This window comes from Allorhizobium sp. DMC15, from assembly GCF_056314065.1.
The window spans coordinates 462,405-477,498 of the sequence record NZ_JBQUZB010000003.1; the positions used below are offsets into that span (position 1 = coordinate 462,405).

Here is a 15,094-nt window from a genome sequence, read left to right on the forward strand (position 1 = left end):
AGGAGATGCGTCGGCCGTCGCAATTCACTTGTATGGCTTGACACTCGGCTCGCTGAAGCGCGAAACGGCAAGATAGGTTCCGTCGTGTCTTGCACCGGACCGACGCCCAGTTTCCACGATGGGCGGCAGACAAATCCGTGATGTTCCCAGAGCGGAGGGCGGGCCGACAGACGTGACGCTTTACGCGGCGTTTTCAAGCCGCGACGATACAGCCCGGTTGACGATAGCGCCAACCGGAAAACGCGGACCGACCCTCGGCGTGGGCTGGCTGTTGAGCTGGCGGCCGAGCGATCAAACTTCTCGGCAGCCATCCAGACACAGGCGAAGCACGGTGAAGACATGGGCGTCAGCGCAGTATCCGACCGTGCGCATGCCACCAGGTCAGAACGGAGGGCCCCAGCACCTCCTGAACCAGCGTTGATCGGTCAAAATGTTTCCTGACGGACCAGGCCACCTGGGGTCCGTCACGACATCTTGGCAACACCGCGCTGGTTTGCCAGCTGGGCTCAGACGGAATGCTTGTAGATGCGATCGATCATCGGGGCAACGGCGAAGACCGCCCGTCCATAGGGAGCGGGACCGGGAATGGCGCGGGTCGAAAAGTCGGGTCGTATGGTCATCGCCGCGCCTTAGCACGCTTTATCATGCAAAGACACTGCTTCGTGGCATTGGAAGCGTGCGATGCGAGACCCGGTGAACCTTTCAGCTGTCCAGGCCGATCACCTTTTCCAGCTTCTCCCACGTATCGTCCATGGCATAGGCGGCAAGGAAGGGAAGGTTGATGTGACCGTAGAGCGGCGAAAGCTGCCATTCGGCCACCTCCTCGTCGACGCCCGCCACCTGCTGCAGGAACATGACGGAGGCAAGTCCCGTCCGGTCCGCACCGGACATGCAGTGCACCAAAATCGGCTGCTGCGCAGTTTCGAGGATGGCGAGCAGTTCCTGGGTTCGCTCGGCCGTCAGGTCCTTCCGGGCGGACATCCCGAAATCGATATGGGTGGCGCCGTGCGCGGCCGTCGCAGCGACCTCGTTGTCGTACCACGCCTTGCCAGCGTTTGCGCCCCGCAGATTGATCACCGTCTTGATCTTGTAACGGTCGATCTCGGCGCCGAGCCGTTCCCCTGACAATTGGGCCGACCGATAAAAGCGGCCCGGGACCACCTCGTGGAAATTGCCGGAGAGAATGAGGATGCCGACATAGGCACCGAACGAAAGCCCCAGAGCGGCAATCGTCAGCCCAACACCGCGCACCAATCTCCACCGGAGAAAGCGTGCGCGCGCCCTCACCTGTCCAGCGTCAGGCAGTCCATCAATTCCAATCAAGAGCAAGCCCCGCCCTTCGGTTACGAGACAGACCTTGCGCAGCGATTCAGGCGTTTGGATGGCGCAGCGATCAAAACGCCAAAGCGAGTTGATCCATGACGGCTTCGTGTGAACCGGCTGTTTCACAGCAGGCCGAGTTCCGCCAGCTCCCGCTTCAGATCGTCAGGCATGTCTTCGATATTGGCGCCGGATGCGGCGAGATCGCGCGGAGCCGTATCCGCATCGAGGTAGCGCCAGCCCTGGAAAGGACGGCGCGGCGCCGGCGCCACTTCGATGACCTCGGGGCCGAGGATCAGCTCACAGCGCGTGATCCCGTCACTGCCGGTGAATGTCTTGATGTCGAGAAGCTTTTGGCGGGCCGAGAGCTGGCCCTTGATGATCCAGTAGAGCGAACCGCCATCGAGCAGTTCTTCCATGCGCTTGGGGACCATGCGGGTCACATGCGAGGAATGCGGCTCAAGCCCCGCTGCGACCGCAACAAGGCAGCGTTCGGCGACCCAGTCGCGCAAATCGTCGATCGAGTCGGCTCCGACGCAGAGCTTGAGGAGATGCAGTGCCATGCCACCGAGATAGCCTGTCCCTGCGACGGGTCAAGGGCCGCTGTGTCGCAGCGCTGATGTGCTCAACAGTTTCGGTGATTTTCTGGACACCGCGTCATCCTCGGGCTTGTCCCGAGGATGACGGCAGAGACGGGTCGGGACAGGGTTAGCCCCTGCCCGCATCAACATTCGACGACGTTGACAGCCAGGCCGCCGAGCGAGGTTTCCTTGTATTTCTCGTTCATGTCGTTGCCGGTCTGGCGCATGGTTTCGATCGCGGCATCGAGCGGGACGAAATGCACGCCGTCACCCTTCAACGCCAGGGACGCGGCGGTGACGGCCTTCACGGCGCCGAGCGCGTTGCGCTCGATGCAGGGCACCTGGACGAGGCCGGCAACCGGGTCGCAGGTCATGCCGAGATGGTGTTCGAGGGCGATTTCCGCCGCGTTTTCAATCTGCTCGGGCGTGCCGCCCATGACGGCGGCGAGACCAGCGGCGGCCATGGCTGAGGCCGAGCCGACCTCGCCCTGACAGCCGACTTCCGCGCCCGAGATCGAGGCATTGTGCTTGATGATCCCGCCGATGGCGGCGGCCGTCAGCAGATAGTCGCGGATGCCGTCCTGGTCGGCGTCGGGATGGAAATGCAGGTAGTAGCGGATCGTCGCCGGAACGACGCCGGCAGCACCATTGGTGGGCGAGGTGACGACCCGTCCGCCGGCGGCGTTTTCCTCGTTGACGGCCATGGCATAGACCGAGAGCCAGTCATTGGCGAGAACAGGGTTGAGGCGATTGGAGCGCCATTCTTCCTGGAGCTTGTCGTGGATAGATTTCGCCCGACGGCGCACTTTCAGACCACCCGGCAACTGACCTTCCTGACGAAGGCCGCGGTCGATACAGCTTGCCATCGCATCCCAGATCCGATCGAGGCCGGCATCCAGGTCCTCCCGCGATCGCACCGCTTCTTCATTCGCCCGCTTCATCTGGGCAATCGTCAGCCCGGAAGAAGCCGCCATGGCGAGCATCTCCTTCGCTGACGCAAAGGGATAAGGCACCTTCTGGCTGGAGGCCTGCTTCTTCTGCTTCTGCATCGCGAGAAGCTCGGTATCGGTCACGACGAAGCCACCGCCGATGGAGTAATAGATCTGGGTCAGCAGGACGCGGCCATCCTTGTCCAGTGCCGAGAGCCGCATGCCGTTGGCATGACCAGACAGCGGCGTCTTCTTGTCGTAGACCAGATCGTCCTTCGGCTGGAAGATATAGGAAGGATGGCCCGGCGGCGTCACGCGGCCAGTCCGTTCGACCTCGGCGATGATCGTCTCCATCCGGTCGGGATCGACACTGTCGGGCGCCTCCCCCATCAGGCCGATGATGACGGCATTGCCAGTGCCGTGACCGATGCCGGTATAGGCGAGCGATCCGTGCAGACTGGCCTTCAACGCCGCGACATGCGCGCCCGCCGGACGGGGCCACTGGTCGGAGAGGATGAGATCGAGAAACCGGTTGGCCGCCGTCATCGGACCCATGGTGTGGGAACTCGAGGGGCCGACGCCGATCTTGAACACGTCGAAAACCGAAAGAAACATGGGGCTCCTCGCATGCGGTCCTGAAAGCCCGGAGGCTAGTGCATCGCGTAACACGAATGCGCCCCGCAATCGACATCGGCTTTCATGGCCGCGACATCACGGATATGGGCCACGGGAGGCTGAAACGCAAACAGCGCGACCGGGACGGCCGCGCTGTTTGAAAGAATTGCATGCAGGATGTCAGATGCTTCCGAAAAGATAGGCCAGGCACAGGACGCCGGCGAAACCCATCAGAGCGCGAAACGTAACACCCCAGCACGACTTCTGGAAACTGCTTTCCATGGAAACTCCAAAGGAAGTCACGTGGTGTTTAAAGCCGTCCCCCGACCGCTTTATGACTTATCATGTATTAAACCCTGGCGCCTTTCGCAACTGCAAAAATGGCAAAAGCATGACGCAATTTGCGACACAGGCATGCGCCAGATGCATGGATATGTGAAATTTCAATAGGATACCAATGCAATTGTTAACACGGCGGGACTTCACGCTGCCTCAATTCGGGCCAAAGGCTTGAGATTGGTTAATTTCCGTTGTGGAGAAGCCGAAGCCCGAGATAATGCCGCCCAGCATCCGAAAGGGGGAATCGTTTCCATGACCGTCGCCGACTATGCCGCCATGACCCTCTTCATCCTTCTGTGGGTTTCCTATTCCTGGATCACCGGCAGCCGGCGCATTCTGTCCCGGACCAGCCTCACCAAGGCCATGGCCGACCGGCGACGAGAATGGATCCTCAACTCGCTCAACCGCGACCTCAAGATGATCGACACCCAGATCATGGGCGGATTGCAGAACGGCACCGCCTTTTTCGCATCAACGACCATCTTCGCCATCGGCGGCTGTTTCGCACTGCTCGGAGCCACCGAACAGGTGGACGCCATTCTCAAGGACATTCCGTTCATCATGCAGGGCGGGCGGGCGACCTTTGAACTCAAGGTGTGCGGGCTGATCGCGCTCTTCGCCTATTCCTTTTTCAAATTTGGCTGGTCCTACCGGCTGTTCAATTATTGTACGATCCTGTTCGGTGCCATTCCGATGGCAGACGAGGCCCGGCAGCACCCCGCCCGCGCCCGGGCTGCCGCCGAACGCACCATCCAGATGAACATCATTGCCGCCAGCCACTTCAACATGGGGCTGAGGGCGATCTTCTATTCGATCGGCTATCTCGGCTGGTTCGTCAGTCCCTGGATCTTCATGCTGTCCTCCACGGTCGTCTTCATCGTCCTGATCCGGCGACAGTTCTTCTCCGAGGCCCGGCTCGCTCTCTTGACCGACCCGGAGGGCTGACCGGGAGACAAGGAAGAGCGGCGAGGACATCGGGGACAAAGGACCAGCGGTCATCAAATCGCCGCCTTTCATCTGGAGGCACCGCCCCTAGCGCAGCCCGCAGACGACGCGGCCGGGAACGACCAGAGAGGATGACGCGTGCCAGACAGCATTCCGGACACCGCCGCTCCGCCGGCAGAGCCTGCCCGAGGCAGGCCACGGCTGCTTTGGCTCGACGCCCTGCGCGGCCTCGCGCTCATCGCCATGGCGACCTATCATTTCAGCTGGGATCTGGAATTCTTCGGCTATCTGGCGCCCGGCACATCAACCGGCGGCTTTCTGCGGCTCTATGCCCGTTCGATTGCCTCGACCTTCCTGTTTCTCGCCGGTTTCAGCCTTGTTCTGGCACATTATCCATCGCTCCGGCTGAACGCCTTCCTGCGTCGCTTCGCCGTAATTCTGGCAGCGGCGCTGGCGATCTCGGCAGCAACCTTGTGGTTCACGCCGGACGCGTGGATCTTCTTCGGCATCCTGCATTCGATCGCCCTGGCGAGCCTGATCGGACTGCTCTTCCTGCGCATGCCGGTCATCGTGACGCTCGCGGCCGCAGCGGGCGCCATTGCCCTGCCGGCGTTCTACCGATCCGCCATTTTCGACACACCGTGGCTCTGGTTCGCCGGATTGTCGGAGCAACTGCCGCGCTCGAACGACTATGTGCCGCTCTTTCCCTGGATCGGAGCGCTGTTGATCGGGATTGCGGTCGCCCGCCTGCTCGTGGACTATGGCCTGCTCGCGCGCCTGTCGCGCCTGCCGGACGGGCCGCGATGGCTGCGCTGGGGTGGACGGCATTCGCTGACCATCTATCTGCTGCATCAGCCCGTCCTGATCGCCCTCGTCTTCGCGGTGAGCCAGATCGTGCCGCCGCCGGCGCCGGATCCGGTGCAATCCTATATCGGCAGCTGTGAACCGGCCTGTGCGCAACAGGGCAATACGCCGGCGCTCTGTCAGGCCTTCTGCAGTTGCACCCTGGAGAAACTGCAGGCCCAGAACCTGTTGGAACCCCTCCAGTCTGGCACAATCTTGCCGGATCAGGATGAGCGTATTCTGACTTTGGCCTCCGAATGCACGGCCAAGGTCCAGACCACGCCGTGACGGGGAAATTCATCATGAATGCCTACCGTGCGAAGCCTCTGCGTTATCCCTGGCCCCCACTGATTTATGGCGGCGCCATCCTGCTTGCGATTACGGCCGAGCGGCTGGTAGCGCCCATGCCGCTCACAGCTGCCAATCCGATGCTGCTGCCGGCCCTCGGATTTGCGCTCGCGCTTTGCGCGGTGAGCCTCGACCTCTGGGCCGTGAAAACCCTGATCGAGCGCCAGACGGCGGTGCTCGGCACGGGATGCGCCCGCCATCTCGTGACCTGCGGCCCCTTCCGCTTTTCGCGCAATCCAATCTATCTGGGTTATACGCTGCTGACGGTATCCGTAGGCCTGATCAGCGCAAGCGCCTGGTTCCTGCCCGCCGCGCTTCTCGCGGCGATAACGGCGCAATGGTCAATCATCCGCTGCGAGGAACAGCACCTCGAGCAACGCTTCGGCTTCGACTACGAGTGTTACTGCAAGCGGACGCGGCGCTGGATTTGAGCGCGACAATCCGGTCAGCTCAGGTGCCGACACCGATCTCGACGAGGCGGGTCAGACAGGCTTCTTCGGCCTGATCGAGTTCCGTCAGGGTTTCGTCGATGTCACGCCGCTTCTGGCGCAATTCCTCGCGCTTCTCGTCGATCTTCTTCATCATCAGCTTGAGCTGACCGATCTCGCCCGGCGGCTCCTTGTAGACATGGACGATTTCGCGGATTTCGTTGATGGTGAAGCCGATGCGCCGACCACGCAGGATTTCCTGCAGGAGCCGGCGATCTGCAGCGCGGTAAAGCCGCGTGCGACCGCGTCGCTCCGGATGGATGAGACCCTCGTCTTCGTAGAAGCGGAGCGTGCGCGTGGAAACGCCGAATTCCCGCGTCAGTTCGGTAATGCTATAATACTTCTTCACGTCCGGTTCGTCCCTGTGCGAACGGACATCATATTGACTTTTACGTACAAGTCAATTTTTGCGACAGCTACATGAACCACCAGGTCGCCAGGCCGAGAAACGACATGAAGCCGGTGGTATCCGTGATGGCGGTGACGAAGACGGCCGAGGAAACGGCCGGATCGGCGCCGGCCCGGCTCAGAATCATCGGGATCATGATGCCTGCCATGGCGGCGGCGAACATGTTGATCAGCATGGCCGTCGTGATCAGCCCGCCGATCGAATAGTCCTGGAACCAGAGCCCGGCGACCAGGCCGACCGTACAGCCGAAGACGACGCCGTTGATCAGACCGACGCCCGCTTCGCGCCGGACGACCCGGAAGGCGTTGTGAATATCGAGATTGCGGGTGGCCAGCGCCCGCACCGTGACAGTCATGGTCTGCGACCCGGCATTGCCGCCCATACCGGCGACGATCGGCATCAGGATGGCAAGCGCCACCACCTGTTCGATGGTGGCCTCGAAGAGGGAAATGACCGAGGCCGAGACGAAGGCCGTGAACAAGTTGACCGCAAGCCAGGGCACGCGCGAGCGCGAAGTCTCGACCACGCTGTCGGAGAGCTCTTCGTCGCCGACGCCGCCAAGGCGCAGTAAGTCCTCCTCCGCCTCTTCCTGGATCACGTCGACCACATCGTCGATGGTGAGCACACCGACCAGCCGCTCGTTTTCATCGACGACGGCAGCCGAGAGAAGGTCGTATTGTTCGAAGAGCTGAGCCGCCTCTTCCTGGTCCATCTCGGCCGGGATCGAGTGGTTCGTCTCATGCATGATGGTTTCGATCTTCACCTGCCGCTTGGTCCGCAGGATCGCGTCGAGATTGACGGCACCGAGCAGCTTGAAGGTCGGGTCGATGACGAAGATCTGGGTAAAGCTCTCCGGCAGATCCTCCTCGTCGCGCATGTAGTCGATGGTCTGGCCGACCGTCCAGAACGGCGGCACGGCGACGAACTCCGTCTGCATGCGCCGGCCAGCCGAGCTTTCGGGATAATCGAGCGCGCGGCGCAGGCGCACCCGCTCGGTAAACGGCAGCTGGGCGAGAATTTCCTCGCGGTCCTCGTCGTCGAGGTCCTCGAGGATGTAGACGGCATCGTCCGAATCGAGATCGCCGATGGCAGCGGCGATCTGCGCATTCGGCATCTGGTCGACGATCTGCATACGGATCGCTTCGTCAACCTCGGTCAGCGCCGTCATGTCGAAATCGTCGCCGAGCAGGCGCACCAGCGCCAGCCGCTGATCGGGCTGGATCGCCTCGATCAGGTCGCCGAGTTCCGATTCGTGCAGCTTGGCCACGTGCTGGCGCAGGAACAGCACGTCGCGGTCGGCGATCGCCGCCCCCACCATGGTCAGGAAGTCGTGGCGGATATAGCCTTCGTCGTCGTAGATATCGGCATTGACCTCGTCGGCCGCCGGGCGATCGAGGATATCCTCATCGGTCTCTGTCATCTGCCCGCCCTCGCCTGCCACAAAGCCTGGTTCGCCGTCGGAGAATGGCGGCAAAAATCCTTATGTCAACAATCAGATAGCCGAAAGGCACAAGGACGGTGCAAAGCCCGACGCTTGCTGCTAGCCTCCGCCGCGAGCCCAGCCCGAGCGCCCGGGCGCCCCCTGCCTTCGAAAGCCCGAGCCCGTGACACTGCTTGCCATCTGCCGCTATCCCCACCCTGCCCTCAAAACGCCGTGCGCGGCCGTCACCCGCTTCGACGCCGCTCTCGCCAAACGGCTCGACGCGCTCTACCAGACGATGAAGGCCGCACCGGGTGTCGGCATCACCGCAGCCCATTGCGGCATCTTCGAGCGCCTCGTGGTCCTCGACCTGCCCGAACTCGGCGGACGGCGCGACTTCGTCAATCCGCAGATCCTGCAGGCGAGCGGCGAAACCATGACCCATGTCGAAGGCAGCGTCTCCATGCCGGGTTTCACCGAAGAGGTGACGCGCCCGCGCGCCATCTCCCTGCGCTACCAGATGGCCGATGGAAGCACCATGACGGAGGATTTCGACGGCTTTCCCGCCATCTGCCTGCAGCACGAGATCGACCAGCTCGACGGCATCTTCTGGATACAGCGTCTGTCCCGGTTGAAACGCGAGCGCCTGTTGAAGAAATGGGAAAAGACTGGCCGCTGACATCGGCGGCACCGAACAAAAACTGAGCCCCGGCGTTGATCCGTCATCTCCAAGATGGAAGGACCCACGCCATGGCCAAGGACGACCGCAAGACCGATTTTTCCACCGAAGAAGAATTCCGCGACGATGATCAGCGCAACATCGCCGACGGCTGGCCCTATGCGGACGGGGAAGGCGCGACGGCCGCCCCCGTTGCCAATCGCGGCTATGGCGAGACCAGTGCCAATTTCGACCAGGACCGCAACCAGGGCTTCCGCATCGATGACGTTGGCGCCGACGGCCTTGAGCCGGTGCCGGCCGCCACCGTGTTGCCGACCACCGAGGGCCGCGAGGACGACGACCAGCTCGAATCGGACATCGCCGAAGCACTCGAAGAGTTCAACGACAGCGTGCTGACCGGCCTGGACGTGCATGTCGACGGCCATGTCGTGACGTTGCGCGGCGCTGTCGACACTGCCGAGGAGCGGCGGATGATCGAACTGAAGGTGCTGAGTGTTGCAGGTGTGAGCAACGTGAAGAACTTTATCACTACATTGGGCGTCGATAGCCATATTCCGGATGCTGATGCCTGACATACCAAGATCGCGATCGTGAAAAACCCGGCGTGACGCCGGGTTTTTGCATCAGGGCGTGACGGCTTTCGGTCCGCACCGACGCCCCCCTACAATCCGGCATAACGAGAAATACGGCACCCAAATATTGTCGGAACGGCACCGCCACCGATCGCAGTACAGTTGCGATCGACAACGCGACAAAACCATCTTTGACTTTAACAAAACCGTCTCATGACTCCGGATCTATATCGGTGTAATCAGAAATTGCGCAATCGGCGCGATTAACGACGGAAAATTATATGCGAACTCTGAACATTATCATCGCCACCGCAATTTCTACATCAGGCATCCTGTGGGCGCCGCCCAGCTACAGCAAGGACATCAAGTTCGGGAAGACCTGCGTCAGCACCACGAACAACGCCAGCAACGTCTGCGTGGCATTCAACGGCAAGAGCGCCACGAGCAGCTACAAACACGAGAAGAAATACCCGACCAAGGGCACACATACCGGATGCACCGCGACGGAAAAGGCAATCAAGTGCACCGGCGGTCGCTGGTCCTCCGGCGGCAATTCCGGCACGATGGGGCCGGTGACGATCAAGCTGTCCAACGGCAAACCCACCTCCATGACCTGGAACAAGTGAACGCCGAACTGACCTAAGAAAGGCGAGCGGTGCGGATGTTGCGCCATCCTCGTTTGACATGACTACATCATTCAACGCCGCGCTGATTTTGCAGTCGTCAACCGAGAGATGAAAACAAAAAACCCGGCGCAAGCGCCGGGTTTTTTTGGTGCGGTCGAGAAGACTCGAACTTCCACGGGTTGCCCCACAGCGACCTCAACGCTGCGCGTCTACCAATTCCGCCACGACCGCATCGTGGTAGGCCGAATTGCTCCGGCGGGGGTGCATGTAGCAAAAGCATTCCGGGTCCACAAGCCCGCCATGACAGATTTTTGAAAAATCGCGACGGGCGGTGGATAACCCTGCGGAAGGCGAGGCCGGAGCGCCCTTGAACTGCGGCTTCTTTCTTGCCAAGTAAAAGGAAAACAAGGCTTTTCGGCCCTTGCCCCTGAAGGCGGATTTCCATGCAGCGCACCGATCTCGACCACAAAATGTTTGCTCGCGACGACTGTCCTCCCGTCCGTTGGCGGGTTTCCGACGGTTTGACCGGTTATGACGAAGCCGTCGCCGAAATGGAGCAGCAGGTCGGACTGATTGCCGATGGAGATGCGGATGAACTCGTCTGGCTGGTGGAACATCCGCCGCTCTATACGGCCGGCACGAGTGCTGATTCCAAGGATCTGATCGAGCCGGACCGATTCCCGGTCTTTGCCACCGGGCGCGGTGGAGAATACACCTATCATGGCCCCGGCCAGCGCGTCGCCTATGTCATGCTCGATCTGAAACGGCGGCGCCAGGACGTGCGTGCCTATGTCGCCGCCCTTGAGGAAGTGGTGATCCGTACGCTCGCGGCGATGAACGTGAAGGGCGAACGACGGGAAGACCGGGTCGGCGTCTGGGTCCGCCGGCCCGAACGTCCGCGGCTGCCCGATGGCTCCATGGCTGAAGACAAGATCGCCGCCCTCGGTATCCGGCTGCGCAAATGGGTGAGCTTTCACGGCCTGTCGATCAATGTGGAGCCGGATCTCGGCCACTTCTCAGGCATCGTCCCCTGCGGCATCTCCGCCTATGGCGTCACCAGTCTCGTCGACCTCGGGCTTCCCGTCATGATGGCGGATGTCGACATGCGGCTGCGCGAGGCGTTTGAAGACGTGTTCGGCCCGACGGTCGCCGACGTCTGAGACGGGAATAGGCTTTCCGTCTCAGGCCCGCCCCATCACGGGTCCGTCGAGATCGCGGCCACCGCCTTCGCCGGCATTCTTTGCCTCGTAGCGATCGATCTGCCGGCTGAGATCGGCGATGAGACGGCCGCATTCCTGATGCGCATCGGTCAGACGCTGCAATTGCAGCCGGAGCGCCTCCAGCGGCAGGTCAGTGGTTTCTTCGACCGGCCCGGAGCCGACGCCCGTCATCAGCCACATCGGTGAAACGCCCAGGATGCCGGCGAGATCGATCAGTCGCGAAGGACGCGGTTCCGCCCGATCCGCCTCCCAGGAGAGAAGGCTCTCCTTGCGAACCCCGACTCGGTTGGCGACATCTGCCAGAGACAGACCAGCGGTGTCGCGCGCGACAGACAGGCGCCCACCCAGGGTGTCGTCACTCGAATCAGTCATGCGGGCGAAAATTCTGCGGGCGCTCATCGGCCATCTCCTCTTCAAAGGCCCGCCGATGGCCGCCGGCCCTCATTCTCGCATCCCGATCGCAGGATATCGCAAAAATTCGGGACTGATCGCCGTCGCCGCGCCAAGAACATGCGTGAAACCGCCGCAGAACCGGGGATCCTGCGGCGGCATCAACAGCCTGAAACGCGGACAGCTCGAGATTGTTCCTGAAAATTTTGACCGTGGAACGTTTTTTCGGCCCCCCGACCCGATGGGCCGCAAAGCCTTGATCGCAAGGACGGGCTGTGCTTGGTGGCGTCTCCTGCTGTAGTACCCCAACCGCACATCCGAGCCAGAAGCCCCTCCATGGCGCCCACACCCCCCAATGCCGTTCGTGGCATGGTCCTCATGGCCAATTGCATGCTGATCCTGCCGATCATGGATGCAATTGCCAAATACATGGCGACTGTCGAGGGCATGTCGCCCGGCCAGGTCACCTTCTACCGCTTCTTCTTCCAGTTGCTCTCGGTGTTACCGCTCCTGCTGCTGTTGAACGGGCGGAGCGCCCTGTCGGCCAAACGGCCCTGGGTCAATCTCCTGCGCGGCGCAATTCACGGCGCAGCGAGCCTGATGTTCTTCATGGCGGTCAAATATATGCCGCTCGCGGATGTGTTTGCCATCTACTTTGTCGAGCCATTCGTTCTGACGGCTCTTTCCGCCGTTTTTCTCAAAGAGAAGGTCGGCTGGCGCCGCTGGCTGGCCATTGCCGTCGGATTCGGCGGCGCGATGATCGTGATCCAGCCTAGTTACCGCATCTTTGGCTTGACGGCACTCTTGCCCGTCGCCTGCGCCTTTCTCTACGCGCTCTACATGTTCCTCAACCGGGCCATCGGAGAAGCCGATTCGCCGATGACCATGCAGACCATGGCCGGTTTCGGCGGCACGCTGTTTATGGGCCTGGCGCTTATCGCGGGAACAGGCCTCGGCGACCCGGATTTTGCCGTCTCACTGCCGACATCGCCGCTGGCCTGGGTTCTGCTGATCCTGCTCGGCGCGATCTCGGGCTATATCCACCTGCTTGTGGTCAGGGCCTTTCGCATGGCGCCGCTCTCGGTGCTTGCCCCGTTCCAGTATTTCGAGATCATCGCCGCCGTCATTCTGGGGTACGTTCTCTTCGACGAATTTCCGACGCTGTCGAAATGGCTGGGTATCCTCATCATCGTTGGCTCCGGTCTCTTCATCCTCTGGCGCGAACGCAACCGCGCGGCCGATGCAAGCCCTCCGGAGCCTGTTCCCTGATGGGCCGACTGCACGTCAAGATCGCCGGCTTTTTAAGCAATATCTAAACCGCATTCTAACGCGGCGCCCCTAGATTGACAGCTCTTCAGGCAATCGGGAGACGGGCATTTGGCGACGCATCAAGCCGCAGCTTTTCTGCTTGCCGTCAATCTCGGCCTCTTGTGGCTGCTGATGGCGGCCCCGCTTGGCCGGCGGACCCTGCGTGTGCGCCAGACGGTGCGCGAGCGCGCGGAAGACGTCTGGAACATCACCCGCCCGGCGGGTGACCTGACGGCATGGCATCCGAGCGTGATCGAGGTGACCCCGGTCGAGGGGCATCCGGATCTTGTCGAATTTGCGTTTCGTCATCCCGATCGCCATGGCCGTCCGAGCCGCCGCACCATGGCGGTTGACCGCGCGTCCATGACGGCAGGCGGCAGCTATTCCTGCGAACTCCGGGTGGTGGCAGACAGCACGCTGGACCAGAATTTCTGGGAGGGGTTCAGCGAGCGGCGCACGGTCGAACGCCTGCCGACCGGCAGTCTCGTGACGATCGAACAGACGGACACCTATCGGGGGCTCGCCTTCTATCTTTTCCGCTTCTTTGTTCTCCGCCGGGAACTGACAGCGCTGCGGGATCACGTGGAGGGCAGGCAAAGCTCGGCCATCGGCCATCTCGAACATCCGCTGTGGCAGACGCTGCTGGTCGTTCTTTCGACGCTGCTGCTTTGGCCTTTCTTTGGCTTCGACAGCGCCGGACTGATGATGTCGGTCTTCCTGACACTGGTGATCGTGCTGCACGAACTCGGCCACATGATCGCCTATCGCGCATTCGGCCATCCGAGCGCACGCATGATCTTCGTGCCCCTGCTGGGCGGCATTGCCGTCGGTGGACGACCGTATAACACGCTGTTTGAAGTGGCGACCTGTGCTCTGATGGGTGCCGGCGTTTCGGCGTTCCTGGTTCCGGTTCTCGTGACGGCCCACGAAGCCGTGCTCGGCCTGCCCCATGCGGCCGGCACGGAAGCGCCGATCCTGATCTTCCTCGTCATTCTCGGCGCCTTCAACCTGCTCAATCTGCTGCCGACATACCGATTCGACGGCGGTCAGGTGCTGCGGCAGGTTTTCGAAAACCAGACACTGCTGGCACTGGCGAGCTTCGGTGTGACCGGGGTAGTATTGTGGACCGGTTGGCGGATCGGCCTCTCGCCGGTCACCTTGATCGTCGGTCTGTGCCTGTTCACCCTGCTCAGTCTCATCCGCACCAAGGGTGCCAAGCCCCGCGACGAACTGGTCGCCATGACACCGGCAGAACGGCTGATGACGGGTTTCGGCTATTATGCAGCCCTCGCCATGCATTCCTATGCCGTCATCTATGCCTGTGGACGGCTCTTCGGCTGAGGTGGCGTGCTTGACACCTCTCGGTCAGCCGCGTCAAGAAGTGCTCATGGATACGCACAGCACCCCCCTGCCCGCCGGCTTTCACGACATTCCCTCGACCATGCTCGCGACGATCGTGACATGCCTCGAGATGACCGCAAAACCGGTGCCACGGTCAAACCCGCCGGCACAGGACCTGGTGGTCGAGCGCTGGGCCTCCCCCACACTCGATGAATACCGTGCCCTCTATCGCCGTGTCGGCGAGGACTGGCTCTGGGTATCACGCGCCGTGATGGATGATGACAAGCTCGACGCCATCATCACGGATCCCGCGGTCGAGATTTACGTCATGGCGCGTGACGGTGAAAATCTCGGTCTACTGGAACTCGATTTCCGCGAGGCCGGGCAATGCGAACTGGCCTTCTTCGGCCTTGACGAGAGCCTGATCGGGACGGGCGCCGGGCGCATCCTGATGAATGTCGCAATCGACAAGGCCTGGGAGAAACCCATTTCGCGATTCTGGGTCCACACCTGCCATCTCGACCATCCGGCCGCCCTCGCCTTCTACCAGCGCTCCGGATTCACACCCTACAAGCGCATGGTCGAGATCTTCGAGGACCCCCGCCAGACCGGGAAGCTGCGGGCGGATGCCGGCCGGCACCATCCGGTCCTCAGAAGCGAATAACGAGAAAAATCAGACTTTTGAGAAAATCCGGCTCGGCCCTTGAGCCGGATGGCGAAG

General features: G+C 61.7%; 16 protein-coding genes and 1 tRNA gene. 10 read left to right on the top strand and 7 right to left on the bottom strand.

Going from position 1 to position 15,094, the window contains the following annotated elements:
- Nucleotides 1–702: 702 nt before the first annotated feature.
- The 3 genes from ACT53S_RS16540 to ACT53S_RS16550 all read right to left on the bottom strand — a co-directional run bounded on the left by ACT53S_RS16540 (nucleotide 703) and on the right by ACT53S_RS16550 (nucleotide 3,445).
- Complete coding sequence (locus ACT53S_RS16540) at nucleotides 703–1,251, bottom strand: tyrosine-protein phosphatase (RefSeq protein WP_476067782.1); 549 nt, start codon at nucleotides 1,249–1,251, stop codon at nucleotides 703–705.
- Between the two features lie 194 nt (nucleotides 1,252–1,445).
- The gene (locus ACT53S_RS16545; protein WP_476067783.1) at nucleotides 1,446–1,883 is read right to left on the bottom strand and encodes a DUF1489 family protein; all 438 of its coding nucleotides are present in this window, start codon (nucleotides 1,881–1,883) and stop codon (nucleotides 1,446–1,448) included.
- A 161-nt stretch (nucleotides 1,884–2,044) separates the two neighbouring features.
- The gene (locus ACT53S_RS16550) at nucleotides 2,045–3,445 is read right to left on the bottom strand and encodes an L-serine ammonia-lyase (RefSeq protein WP_476067784.1); all 1,401 of its coding nucleotides are present in this window, start codon (nucleotides 3,443–3,445) and stop codon (nucleotides 2,045–2,047) included.
- A gap of 591 nt (nucleotides 3,446–4,036) precedes the next feature.
- Here ACT53S_RS16550 and ACT53S_RS16555 point away from each other — a divergent pair.
- The 3 genes from ACT53S_RS16555 (at nucleotide 4,037) to ACT53S_RS16565 (ending at nucleotide 6,351) form a co-directional block, all read left to right on the top strand.
- Complete coding sequence (locus ACT53S_RS16555) at nucleotides 4,037–4,729, top strand: DUF599 family protein (protein ID WP_113378834.1); 693 nt, start codon at nucleotides 4,037–4,039, stop codon at nucleotides 4,727–4,729.
- 138 nt (nucleotides 4,730–4,867) lie between these two features.
- Complete coding sequence (locus tag ACT53S_RS16560) at nucleotides 4,868–5,860, top strand: heparan-alpha-glucosaminide N-acetyltransferase (protein ID WP_476067785.1); 993 nt, start codon at nucleotides 4,868–4,870, stop codon at nucleotides 5,858–5,860.
- 14 nt (nucleotides 5,861–5,874) lie between these two features.
- On the top strand, nucleotides 5,875–6,351 hold the full coding sequence (locus ACT53S_RS16565; RefSeq protein WP_476067786.1) for a methyltransferase family protein: 477 nt from the start codon (nucleotides 5,875–5,877) through the stop codon (nucleotides 6,349–6,351).
- A 19-nt stretch (nucleotides 6,352–6,370) separates the two neighbouring features.
- On the opposite strand, the gene ACT53S_RS16570 is transcribed toward ACT53S_RS16565, so the two are convergent.
- The gene (locus ACT53S_RS16570) at nucleotides 6,371–6,757 is read right to left on the bottom strand and encodes a MerR family transcriptional regulator (RefSeq protein WP_113378836.1); all 387 of its coding nucleotides are present in this window, start codon (nucleotides 6,755–6,757) and stop codon (nucleotides 6,371–6,373) included.
- Between the two features lie 67 nt (nucleotides 6,758–6,824).
- Nucleotides 6,825–8,237 carry a magnesium transporter gene (gene mgtE / locus ACT53S_RS16575; RefSeq protein ID WP_113378862.1) on the bottom strand — a complete coding sequence of 471 codons (1,413 nt, stop codon included), beginning with the start codon at nucleotides 8,235–8,237 and terminating at the stop codon, nucleotides 6,825–6,827.
- 184 nt (nucleotides 8,238–8,421) lie between these two features.
- Between mgtE and ACT53S_RS16580 the strand changes: the two genes are divergently transcribed.
- The 3 genes from ACT53S_RS16580 (at nucleotide 8,422) to ACT53S_RS16590 (ending at nucleotide 10,114) form a co-directional block, all read left to right on the top strand.
- Nucleotides 8,422–8,916, top strand: coding sequence for a peptide deformylase (locus ACT53S_RS16580; RefSeq protein WP_476067787.1), 495 nt, complete (start codon nucleotides 8,422–8,424; stop codon nucleotides 8,914–8,916).
- Nucleotides 8,917–8,987: 71 nt separating this feature from the next.
- The gene (locus ACT53S_RS16585) at nucleotides 8,988–9,488 is read left to right on the top strand and encodes a BON domain-containing protein (protein WP_476067788.1); all 501 of its coding nucleotides are present in this window, start codon (nucleotides 8,988–8,990) and stop codon (nucleotides 9,486–9,488) included.
- Nucleotides 9,489–9,769: 281 nt separating this feature from the next.
- The gene (locus ACT53S_RS16590) at nucleotides 9,770–10,114 is read left to right on the top strand and encodes a hypothetical protein (RefSeq protein ID WP_142068752.1); all 345 of its coding nucleotides are present in this window, start codon (nucleotides 9,770–9,772) and stop codon (nucleotides 10,112–10,114) included.
- Between the two features lie 146 nt (nucleotides 10,115–10,260).
- On the opposite strand, the gene ACT53S_RS16595 is transcribed toward ACT53S_RS16590, so the two are convergent.
- Nucleotides 10,261–10,345, bottom strand: a tRNA-Leu gene (locus ACT53S_RS16595).
- Nucleotides 10,346–10,557: 212 nt separating this feature from the next.
- On the opposite strand from ACT53S_RS16595, the gene lipB reads away from it, so the two are divergent.
- On the top strand, nucleotides 10,558–11,274 hold the full coding sequence (lipB, locus tag ACT53S_RS16600; protein ID WP_476067789.1) for a lipoyl(octanoyl) transferase LipB: 717 nt from the start codon (nucleotides 10,558–10,560) through the stop codon (nucleotides 11,272–11,274).
- Nucleotides 11,275–11,295: 21 nt separating this feature from the next.
- Here the strand turns inward: lipB and ACT53S_RS16605 are convergent, their stop codons facing one another.
- Complete coding sequence (locus ACT53S_RS16605) at nucleotides 11,296–11,733, bottom strand: helix-turn-helix domain-containing protein (protein ID WP_476067790.1); 438 nt, start codon at nucleotides 11,731–11,733, stop codon at nucleotides 11,296–11,298.
- A gap of 327 nt (nucleotides 11,734–12,060) precedes the next feature.
- On the opposite strand from ACT53S_RS16605, the gene ACT53S_RS16610 reads away from it, so the two are divergent.
- The 3 genes from ACT53S_RS16610 (at nucleotide 12,061) to ACT53S_RS16620 (ending at nucleotide 15,037) form a co-directional block, all read left to right on the top strand.
- Nucleotides 12,061–12,993, top strand: coding sequence for a DMT family transporter (locus tag ACT53S_RS16610; protein WP_476067791.1), 933 nt, complete (start codon nucleotides 12,061–12,063; stop codon nucleotides 12,991–12,993).
- A 108-nt stretch (nucleotides 12,994–13,101) separates the two neighbouring features.
- The gene (locus tag ACT53S_RS16615) at nucleotides 13,102–14,373 is read left to right on the top strand and encodes a zinc metalloprotease (RefSeq protein WP_476067792.1); all 1,272 of its coding nucleotides are present in this window, start codon (nucleotides 13,102–13,104) and stop codon (nucleotides 14,371–14,373) included.
- A gap of 46 nt (nucleotides 14,374–14,419) precedes the next feature.
- A complete protein-coding gene (locus ACT53S_RS16620) occupies nucleotides 14,420–15,037 on the top strand; it encodes a GNAT family N-acetyltransferase (RefSeq protein ID WP_476067793.1) in 618 nt (205 codons plus the stop codon).
- Nucleotides 15,038–15,094: the final 57 nt, after the last annotated feature.